Genomic DNA, 8,879 nt, shown 5'->3' on the forward strand with positions numbered 1-8,879 from the left:
GGTCCGGGCGGCCAGAAGGCCCCCGCGGGTGTAGGAACGCGGGGGCCTTCTGCTCTTGGGGGATCAGCCCGTCGGGCGGACGAGGATCAGTGGAACTGGCCCTCTTCGGTCGAGCCCTTCAGCGCCGTGGTGGACGAGTCCGGGCTGATGGCGGTGCTGACGAGGTCGAAGTAGCCGGTGCCGGCCTCGCGCTGGTGCTTGACCGCCGTGAAGCCCTGCTCCGCCGCCGCGAACTCGCGCTCCTGCAGGTCGACGTAGGCCGTCATGCCCTCGCGGGCGTAGCCGTGGGCCAGGTCGAACATGCCGTAGTTGAGCGCGTGGAAGCCCGCCAGGGTGATGAACTGGAACGTGTAGCCCATGTGGCCGAGCTCACGCTGGAACTTCGCGATGGTCGCGTCGTCCAGGTGCGCCTTCCAGTTGAAGGACGGCGAGCAGTTGTAGGCCAGCATCTGGTCCGGGTAGTCGGCCTTGACGGCCTCGGCGAACCGGCGGGCCTGCTCCAGGTCCGGGGTTCCGGTCTCCATCCAGATCAGGTCGGAGTACGGCGCGTACGCCTTGGCGCGGGCGACGCAGGGCTCGATGCCGTTCCGCACCCGGTAGAAGCCCTCGGCGGTGCGGTCACCGGTGACGAACTCGCGGTCGCGCTCGTCCACGTCCGTCGTGATCAGGGTCGCGGCCTCGGCGTCGGTCCGCGCGATGATCAGCGACGGCACGCCGGAGACGTCGGCGGCGAGCCGGGCGGTGTTGAGGGTCTTGACGTGCTGCGAGGTCGGGATGAGGACCTTGCCGCCGAGGTGGCCGCACTTCTTCTCGGAGGCCAGCTGGTCCTCCCAGTGCACGCCCGCGGCACCGGCCGCGATCATGCCCTTCATCAGCTCGAAGGCGTTCAGCACGCCGCCGAACCCGGCCTCGGCGTCCGCGACGATCGGCGCCAGGAAGTGGGTGTCGCCCTCTCCCGGCCGCCCGTCCGACTCGGCCCACTGGACCTGGTCGGCGCGCAGCAGCGCGTTGTTGATGCGGCGCACGACGGCCGGGACCGAGTTCGCCGGGTAGATGCTCTGGTCGGGGTAGGTCTGGCCCGCGAGGTTGGCGTCCGCCGCCACCTGCCAGCCCGACAGGTAGACGGCCTTGAGGCCCGCCTTCACCTGCTGGACGGCCTGGAGTCCGGTCAGCGCGCCGAGAGCGTTGACGTAGTCCTCTTCGTGCAGCAGCGTCCAGAGCCGCTCGGCGCCGAGGCGCGCGAGGGTGTGCTCCTCCTGGACCGAACCGCGAATGCGCACGACGTCCTCGGCCGTATAGGTCCGCTCGACGCCCGTCCAACGCGGGTCGGTCTCCCACTGCCGCCGCAGCTCCTCGGCTGCGCCCTTGAGGCGACTGTCAGTCATCGTCATGCCCTTCCGTGTCGTCCCCTGGGGTGCTTGTGGTCGACTATGCCCCGGTCGCAACCCCCTGATGAACCCACGAGTAGCGAAAGAAGTGCGATATTTCCGCTATCATGAAGCCGTGACGACCTTGCGGACAGAAGAACCCCTCAACTTGACGAGCGATGTAGATCTCGTCACCTTCGGGCAGCGGCTCCGCCATCTCCGGCGCGGCCGCGGGATGACGCTGTCGGAGCTCGGCGAGCGCGTCGGCCGCGCCCCGTCCCAGCTGTCCCTGCTGGAGAACGGCCGGCGCGAGCCGAAGCTGTCGCTGCTGCAGGCCCTCGCCACCGCGCTGGAATGCCCGGTCGAGGAGCTGCTGCGGCGCCAGCCGCCCAGCCGCCGCGCGCAGCTGGAGATCCAGCTGGAGGAGGCGCAGCGCGACCCCCTCTATCGGACGCTCGGCCTCTCCCACCTCAAGGTCGGCAAGCGGATGCCGAACGAGGTGATCGAGCACATCCTCGCGCTGTACGGGGAGCTGAAGCGCAGCCGGACGAAGCCGACCGCGAGCCCCGAGGAGGCGCGCAAGGCCAACGCCGAGCTGCGCCGCCAGATGCACGAGCGCGGCAACCACTTCCCCGAGATCGAGCGGATCGCGTCCCAGACCCTCGACTCCGTCGGCTACCGGCGCGGCGCGGTCTCGCAGGGGCTGCTGATGACGCTGGTCGGCCACTTCGGGTTCAGCCTGCAGTACGTCCAGGACCTGCCGCGCTCCGTCCGCTCCGTCACCGACCTGCGCAACCGGCGGATCTACCTGGAGCGCGAGCAGCTCGGCATGCACACTCCCCGGACGATCCTGCTGCAGACCCTGGGGCACATCGCGCTCGACCACGACCAGCCCCGCGACTTCGCCGACTTCCTGCGCCAGCGCGTCGAGGCCAACTACTTCGGCGCCGCGATCCTGATCCCGGAGCGCAGCGCCGTCCCGTTCCTGCAGGAGGCCAAAGCCGCGCGGGAGCTGTCGGTGGAGGACCTCGCGGACGTCTTCGCCGTCTCCTACGAGATGGCCGCGCACCGCTTCACCAACGTCGCGACGCACCATCTCGACCTGCAGCTGCACTTCACCAAGAACGACGAGAACGGCACCATCTACAAGGCGTACGCCAACGACGGCCTGAACTTCCCGCAGGACGAGGACGGCGCGATCGAGGGCCAGCGCATGTGCCGCGAATGGGCCGGGCGCCACGTCTTCGGCGCCGCCGACCGCTTCTCCGTCTACTACCAGTACACCGACACCCCGAGCGGGACGTACTGGTGCCTGTCGCACATCGACCCCAGCCACGAGCGCGACTTCGCGATCACGCTGGGCGTCCGGTTCGAGGACTCGCGCTGGTTCCGCGGCCGGGAGTCGACCCGGCGCCGCAAGTCGTCCTGCCCGGACGGCGACTGCTGCCAGCGGCCACCGAGGGCGCTGTCCGACCGGTGGGAGGGCATGGCGTGGCCGTCCGCCCGCGCGCACTCGCACGTCCTGTCCGTCCTGCCGCCGGGCGCCTTCCCGGGCGTCGACGAGGCGGACGTCTACGAGTTCCTGGACAGGCACGCCGCCGGATGACCGGCGCGTTGCCGGCTGTTGACGCTTCGGTCCCGTGGTGAATGTTCTGGGAGGATCTGGCGTTCCCTAAAGATGAGGGGACGCCCGGTCCCGGACGGCCCGCACGGGAGGGAGAGCGCGTGCTGCCAGAGGTCGCATCGTGGTTGGCCCGCCGCACCAGCGCGGCGGAGGACTGGCCGCCGCGGCTGCTGCTCGCCGCCAAGGGCGACGCGAGGATCAGCGTCGTGCTGCCCGCGCGCGACGAGGAGGCGACGGTCGGGGCCATCGTCGCCGCCGTCCGGACCGACCTGGTCGAGCGGATCCCGCTGGTGGACGAGATCGTCGTGGTCGACTCCCGCTCCGCCGACCGGACCGCCGCCGTGGCCGCCGCCGCCGGTGCCGACGTCGTCGCCCAGGACGCCGTCCTGCCCGAACACGGCCGCATGTCCGGCAAGGGCGAGGCGCTGTGGAAGTCCCTCGCCGTGACGTCCGGCGACCTGATCGTGTTCGTGGACGCCGATCTGCGCGAGTTCACCTCCTCCTATGTGACGGGGCTGCTGGGGCCGCTGCTGACCGACCCGTCCGTCGGCTACGTCAAGGGCTGCTACGACCGTCCGCTGGTGGACGGGGAGCGGCGCGTCGAGGGCGGCGGCGGGCGGGTGACCGAGCTGGTCGCGCGCCCGCTGATCAACCTGCACTGGCCGCAGCTCGCCGGCGTCATGCAGCCCCTCGGCGGCGAGTACGCCGGGCGCCGCGCGCTGCTGGAGCGCCTCCCGTTCGTCACCGGCTACGGCGTCGAACTGGGCCTCCTCCTGGACATCCATGAGGACTCCGGCCTCGACGCCATCGCGCAGGTCGACCTCGGCCGCCGCGTCCACGCGCACCAGTCGACCGAGGCGCTCGGGGCGATGTCGGGCCAGATCATGCTGACCGCCTGGTCGCGGCTGGAGCGGCACGGCCGGATGGTCCCGCTCGAAGCGCCGTCCACCGCGCTGACCCGCTTCCACCGCGCCGCCGACGGCCACGACGCCCGCACGACCGACGTGGCCGTGGGGGAGCGCCCTCCGATGATCGAGGTCCCCGGCTACGCCGCCGCGCGCTCGTTCTCGCCCGGCCGCGGCTAGGCCGCTGTGGCGTCGCCCACGGTGTTACCCGCGGTAACTCGGGAGGGTGCTACCGTTGGTAACAGCGATATTGGAGAAAGGGTCAATGAGCCATGACGAGCGCCGAGACGACGCCGTTCTCGCTGGAGCCGAGTGAGGACGTCCGCGAGGTCAGGGACTGGGTCCACGGATTCGCCAGGGACGTCATCCGTCCCGCCGCCGAGGAGTGGGACGAGCGCGAGGAGACCCCGTGGCCGCTGATCCAGGAGGCGTCCAAGGTCGGCATCTACTCGCTCGACTTCTTCGCCACCCAGTGGCTTGAGCCGACCGGCCTCGGCATCCCCGTGACGTTCGAGGAGCTGTTCTGGGGCGACGCGGGCATCGGGCTGTCCATCACCGGAACCTGCCTCGCCGCCGCGTCCATCGCCGCCGTCGGCACCGAGGAGCAGACGGCCGAGTGGGTCCCGCAGATGTTCGGCACCCCGGACGACATCCGCCTCGGCGCGTTCTGCGCGTCCGAGCCCGACGCCGGCAGCGACGTCGGCGCCATCCGCACCCGCGCCGTCTTCGACGAGGCCAAGGACGAATGGGTGCTGAACGGTACCAAGACCTGGGCGACCAACGGCGGCATCGCCGACGTCCACATCATCGTCGCGTCGGTGCACCCCGAGCTCGGCAGCCGCGGCCAGGCCAGCTTCATCGTCCCGCCGAACACTCCCGGCCTGCGGCAGGGCCAGAAGTTCAGGAAGCACGGCATCCGCGCCTCCCACACCGCCGAGGTGATCCTGGACGACGTCCGCCTCCCGAGCGGCCACATCGTCGGCGGCAAGGACAGGTTCGACGAGCGCATCGCGCGGACCCGCGAGGGCAGGCCCTCCAAGGGCCAGGCCGCGCTGAAGACCTTCGAGACCACCCGCCCGTCGGTCGGCGCGATGGCCCTCGGCATCGGCCGCGCCGCCTACGACTACGCCCTGCAGTACGCGCGGGAGCGCGAGCAGTTCGGCCGGAAGATCGGCGACTTCCAGGCCGTCGCGTTCAAGCTGGCCGACATGAAGTGCAGCCTGGACGCCGCGCGCCTCATGGTGTGGCGCGCGGCGTGGATGGCCCGCACCGGCAAGGACTTCGAGAACGCCGAAGGCTCGATGGCGAAACTGATGGCGAGCGAGATGGCGGTGAACGTCACCGAGGAGGCCATCCAGATCCTCGGCGGCAATGGTTACACCCGCGACTACCCGGTCGAGCGCATGCACCGCGACGCCAAGATCTTCACCATCTTCGAGGGCACCTCGGAGATCCAGCGCCTCGTCATCGGCCGCACCGTCACCGGCCTCGCCGTCAGATAGCAACTGACCTGCACGAACGACCGGATCCTCAACGGCTCTCGCCGGACGGCGCACAACGCCCTCTGCAACGCCGCGGCTGCGGGCTCCCGCCCGATTGGGAGACGATTGGGAGACGATCACCTGAGGGTGGGGCGTGGCGACGGCCGCCCGCCGCGTGGCGAGCAGATCGTTCAGGACCGGCACCGGGGACGTCGGGCAGATCGCGAGCCGCTCGTCCAGAGTCGCCTCCCAGCGCGCCTGCAGCCGCGCCCGCAGCTGGTCCCGCATGAGCGGGGAGACATGCGCGTAGGTGCCGCCGATCCCCGGCATCGAGTGGCCCAGACGGTCATGGGTGAGGACCGCGGGGGTGCCGATCTCGTCCAGCCACACCCGGTGCGAATGCCGCAGCTTGTGGGGGGTCAGATCCGGGTTGATCGGCAGCCATGACGCCAGCTCCAGTCCCCGGACGTGCCCGGCCGCGCGGGCGGAGGCGATGCGGGGCCGGTGCGTGTGCTTGCCGCCGCTGGGAGAGCTGCACGCCTGACCGGCGGCGGCCCTGCAGCGGGGGCAGGCGACTGCGCGGACGTCGACCACGGGCTGGTCGTAGCGGGGGAGTACCTTGCTTGCCGGCGGAGACCAGTCGGGGCCTATCGCTGCGGGCCATGCGGGGCTGACGGGTACGCCCGGCCAGCCTCCCGCCAGGTCGGCCAGGACGGGGCGGGCTAGTGCGCCGCCGGACCGTCCGGGCCGTGGACGGCGGGCCGGGGACCAACCGGTTGCGGCTTGCTCCCACGGGTGGGTGGCGTAGGTCCGGTGCAGGTGGTGCCCTCCGCGCTTGTTGAGGAACAAAAACCGTTTGCCGCCGCAGCCGTCTCCCGCGCTGCCGCATTGCGCCGGGGGGCGGGCCGCCGTGTGTTGGGTGAGGAGACCGGCCAGGAACGGCGGCAGGTCGACGGCGCCGAAGTAGTCCGGGTGGTCGTTGCGGTAGGAGCCCTCCTTGGGGGGCTTGAGCTCGAATGGGCCGCCGTCCGGCGGCGCCAGTTGCACGTCGACGGTCAGGCGGCCTGCGGCGACGTGGTGGTGTTGCAGGCCCATGAGTTCGCCCCACCGCAGCCCGCACCAGGCGCACACGGTCCACATGACGAAGTCGTCGTTGCGGCCGGTCAGGACGGCGCACCGTTCGGCCAGCAGCAGCGCCTGCAGAGGGGTCGCCCATTGGAGTTCCTTACGCGCGGCCTGGGCGCGCCGCTCGACGACCTTGCCGCGGCGTCTGCGGCGGGCGGCGGCGTTGACGTCGACCAGTCCTGCGTCGTGGGCGTCGCCGAGGATCGTGGAGAGCAGATTGCGGGCGTTGTCGGTGACGTTGCGGGAGTAGCGGCGCCGCAGCCTGATCTCCCATGCCTGGACCTGCTCCCGGTCGAAGAGCGTGTTGACGGGCAGGTCGCCGAAGACCGGGTAGATCCGGAGCCGCAAGTGCTGCTCATAGGTGATCCGGCTGCTGTCCTCGATGTCCTGCGCCGGCAGCCATACCTTCTCTCCACCCATTCCCGGAAGGTGATCTCGCCGGCGTAGGGATCGCGGCCGCCGCCGCGGGCTCGGCGCTGTCCAGCCAGGAGCCTTTTCCATTGGTCGAGAGTGATCCCCTCGACAGGAGGGCCCTCCCACTGGGCGGCGAGTCGCCGTATCTCGGACTCCTTGTCGTTGGCCGCTTTGTCGGCTGCGGTCCTGGCGGTGAACGGGTCACCGTTCTCGTCCGCGGATACGGTGCCCCCACTTGGGGACCACGCCTGGGGGGTTGCGGTACCCCCCGCGGAAGTAGCGACCGCGTTTCTCGGCGTAGGCCATCGCGAATGGCCAGGCGCCTACAGCGGTTCAAGTGGCGCCCAGCTTCTCCTTTCTGGGAGGTCGTGACGGTCGGCGGAGGCAGATTTCGAGCCTCAGCAGAGGGGATGAATTGGATATCCAGCCGACAGTTCCCATCCAAAGGTGGATACGGGCCACCGGGCTGGGCCCTGCACGCGGGACTCCTCTGTGCCGTCGTCGGCTCAGAGACGAGGAAGAAGCGCCGGCGTCGTCTGACACCATGGCCGACATGCCTCGCGACGTCGTGCACCACCTCTACCTTGACCCGCCAGGGATCTCGTCCCCTACTTCAGGGTGACTCCCGGTCCCGACGCGGAGACAGGCGACTGGCACACCGGTCACGACCGGTATCTGCTGCTGGAGTGCGTCTCCGCAGGTTTGGCATGCTGCGGCACCTGCCACTCCTGCGAGGCTCTCGGCGGATGGACGCCGCTCATCATGGAAGAGGGCTGATCGCCACGGCCGTGCCGCCGCGCCGAAGCTGATGTCACAGCCCCGGAGCCGCAGAGCCACCATCACGCGCGACCTTGCCCCACCCACCGGGCATCCCCCATCCGTTGTCGAACAGGCATTCGACCATTTGTACCATGTGTACCGCTTTCTGTGACACCGTGGCTGGTAAATGAGGATTCCGTAGTGAATGCGGCAGACGGATGCAGAGGGAGACGACCATGATGGCCAGGAGCGTCAAGTGGACCGCAGCTGCCACGGCTTTGACCATCGTGGCAGCTCTCACGCTCTCCGCCTGCGGCGGAAGCGACCTCGACGGTGCGTACTACGACGAGGACGGCAGAATCACCATCGACGGAAGCAGCATCTCGTACCATACGTTCGGGTGCGAAAGTACCGGGAAGAGCGCCGTCATCATCAACGACAAGGCGAAGAAGACCGGCGAGCTCAACGACGCAGGCGACCAGGTCATCTGGTCGGGTGGGCGCGGCACCGAACCGATCACCGTCAGCAAGAGTGGCGACACCATCGACATCGACGGCAAGCAGTACGCCGCGATGGACGAGAAAGAAGCCATGGACGGGTACAAGAGCATGTGCGGGCAGAATTGAAATGCACCATCCGTGACGCTCCTCAAACGCGGGCGGGAGGACCTCCAGGTCGAACGCCGACTGTGGGGCAATCTCAGGTGCCTGGTACAACCCCTATAACGGTGCGACCTGGACGCCGCGAGATGACCTCGTCCGACAACATCGACCACGGCATCAACAAAGACTCACCCGGCGTTGACGACATCATCCAGTTCAGGTTCGACCTCCCCTTGCCGGCTCCCCCGGACGGCTTCGAGATCAAAAAGGCGGCCACGCCTCCCCTTCCACCTCACATTGACTTCCACGGCGCCCAGGTGCAGTTCACCGCCACCGCCTCCGACCTGAACATGACCGCCAATCCCGACCCGTCGACCAACATGCTTGGAATACGCCTCACCTAAGCGAATTTCCAGACCAAGAAGTCCCTCCCCTTCGACGTCGCCATCACCTACACGCCGAAGGCCGAGACCAAGCAGGCCATCGACAAAGCCAACCAGGCCGCGCTGGCCGACTACGGCTGTTCGACGTGGACGAGATGCTGTACTTCGTCGCCCCCGACTTCTGGCGGCCCAGCACGACCACTCCGCCCGCCACACCGC

General features: G+C 69.4%; 8 protein-coding genes and 1 pseudogene. 7 read left to right on the top strand and 2 right to left on the bottom strand.

Translation table 11 applies throughout. The features are described 5' to 3' along the window. Positions 1 to 86: 86 nt before the first annotated feature. Positions 87 to 1,385: an isocitrate lyase gene (aceA, locus tag ETD83_RS35990; RefSeq protein ID WP_407921543.1), complete on the bottom strand. Its 1,299-nt coding sequence runs from the start codon at positions 1,383 to 1,385 to the stop codon at positions 87 to 89. A gap of 151 nt (positions 1,386 to 1,536) precedes the next feature. Here aceA and ETD83_RS35995 point away from each other — a divergent pair, with 151 nt between their 5' ends. The 3 genes from ETD83_RS35995 to ETD83_RS36005 all read left to right on the top strand — a co-directional run bounded on the left by ETD83_RS35995 (position 1,537) and on the right by ETD83_RS36005 (position 5,398). Further along, positions 1,537 to 2,973 carry an XRE family transcriptional regulator gene (locus tag ETD83_RS35995; RefSeq protein ID WP_138649680.1) on the top strand — a complete coding sequence of 479 codons (1,437 nt, stop codon included), beginning with the start codon at positions 1,537 to 1,539 and terminating at the stop codon, positions 2,971 to 2,973. A gap of 119 nt (positions 2,974 to 3,092) precedes the next feature. Continuing rightward, the gene (locus ETD83_RS36000) at positions 3,093 to 4,076 is read left to right on the top strand and encodes a glucosyl-3-phosphoglycerate synthase (protein WP_138649675.1); all 984 of its coding nucleotides are present in this window, start codon (positions 3,093 to 3,095) and stop codon (positions 4,074 to 4,076) included. 92 nt (positions 4,077 to 4,168) lie between these two features. Then, entirely contained in the window at positions 4,169 to 5,398 is a 1,230-nt protein-coding gene (locus ETD83_RS36005; RefSeq protein ID WP_138649676.1) for an acyl-CoA dehydrogenase family protein, read from the top strand. Between the two features lie 465 nt (positions 5,399 to 5,863). On the opposite strand, the pseudogene ETD83_RS46335 reads toward ETD83_RS36005, so the two are convergent. Continuing rightward, positions 5,864 to 5,971: pseudogene (locus tag ETD83_RS46335) on the bottom strand (zinc finger domain-containing protein); the annotation flags it as partial. Positions 5,972 to 6,190: 219 nt separating this feature from the next. Here ETD83_RS46335 and ETD83_RS36010 point away from each other — a divergent pair. The 4 genes from ETD83_RS36010 to ETD83_RS36020 all read left to right on the top strand — a co-directional run bounded on the left by ETD83_RS36010 (position 6,191) and on the right by ETD83_RS36020 (position 8,681). Next, positions 6,191 to 6,949, top strand: coding sequence for a hypothetical protein (locus ETD83_RS36010; RefSeq protein ID WP_138649677.1), 759 nt, complete (start codon positions 6,191 to 6,193; stop codon positions 6,947 to 6,949). Between the two features lie 585 nt (positions 6,950 to 7,534). Next, positions 7,535 to 7,693 carry a hypothetical protein gene (locus tag ETD83_RS43135; RefSeq protein WP_171064635.1) on the top strand — a complete coding sequence of 53 codons (159 nt, stop codon included), beginning with the start codon at positions 7,535 to 7,537 and terminating at the stop codon, positions 7,691 to 7,693. A 218-nt stretch (positions 7,694 to 7,911) separates the two neighbouring features. After that, positions 7,912 to 8,301: a hypothetical protein gene (locus tag ETD83_RS36015; RefSeq protein ID WP_138649678.1), complete on the top strand. Its 390-nt coding sequence runs from the start codon at positions 7,912 to 7,914 to the stop codon at positions 8,299 to 8,301. 122 nt (positions 8,302 to 8,423) lie between these two features. Further along, positions 8,424 to 8,681, top strand: coding sequence for a hypothetical protein (locus ETD83_RS36020; protein ID WP_138649679.1), 258 nt, complete (start codon positions 8,424 to 8,426; stop codon positions 8,679 to 8,681). The last annotated feature ends 198 nt before the right edge of the window (positions 8,682 to 8,879 follow it).

Source organism: Actinomadura soli (assembly GCF_005889715.1).
Classification (GTDB): domain Bacteria; phylum Actinomycetota; class Actinomycetes; order Streptosporangiales; family Streptosporangiaceae; genus Spirillospora; species Spirillospora soli.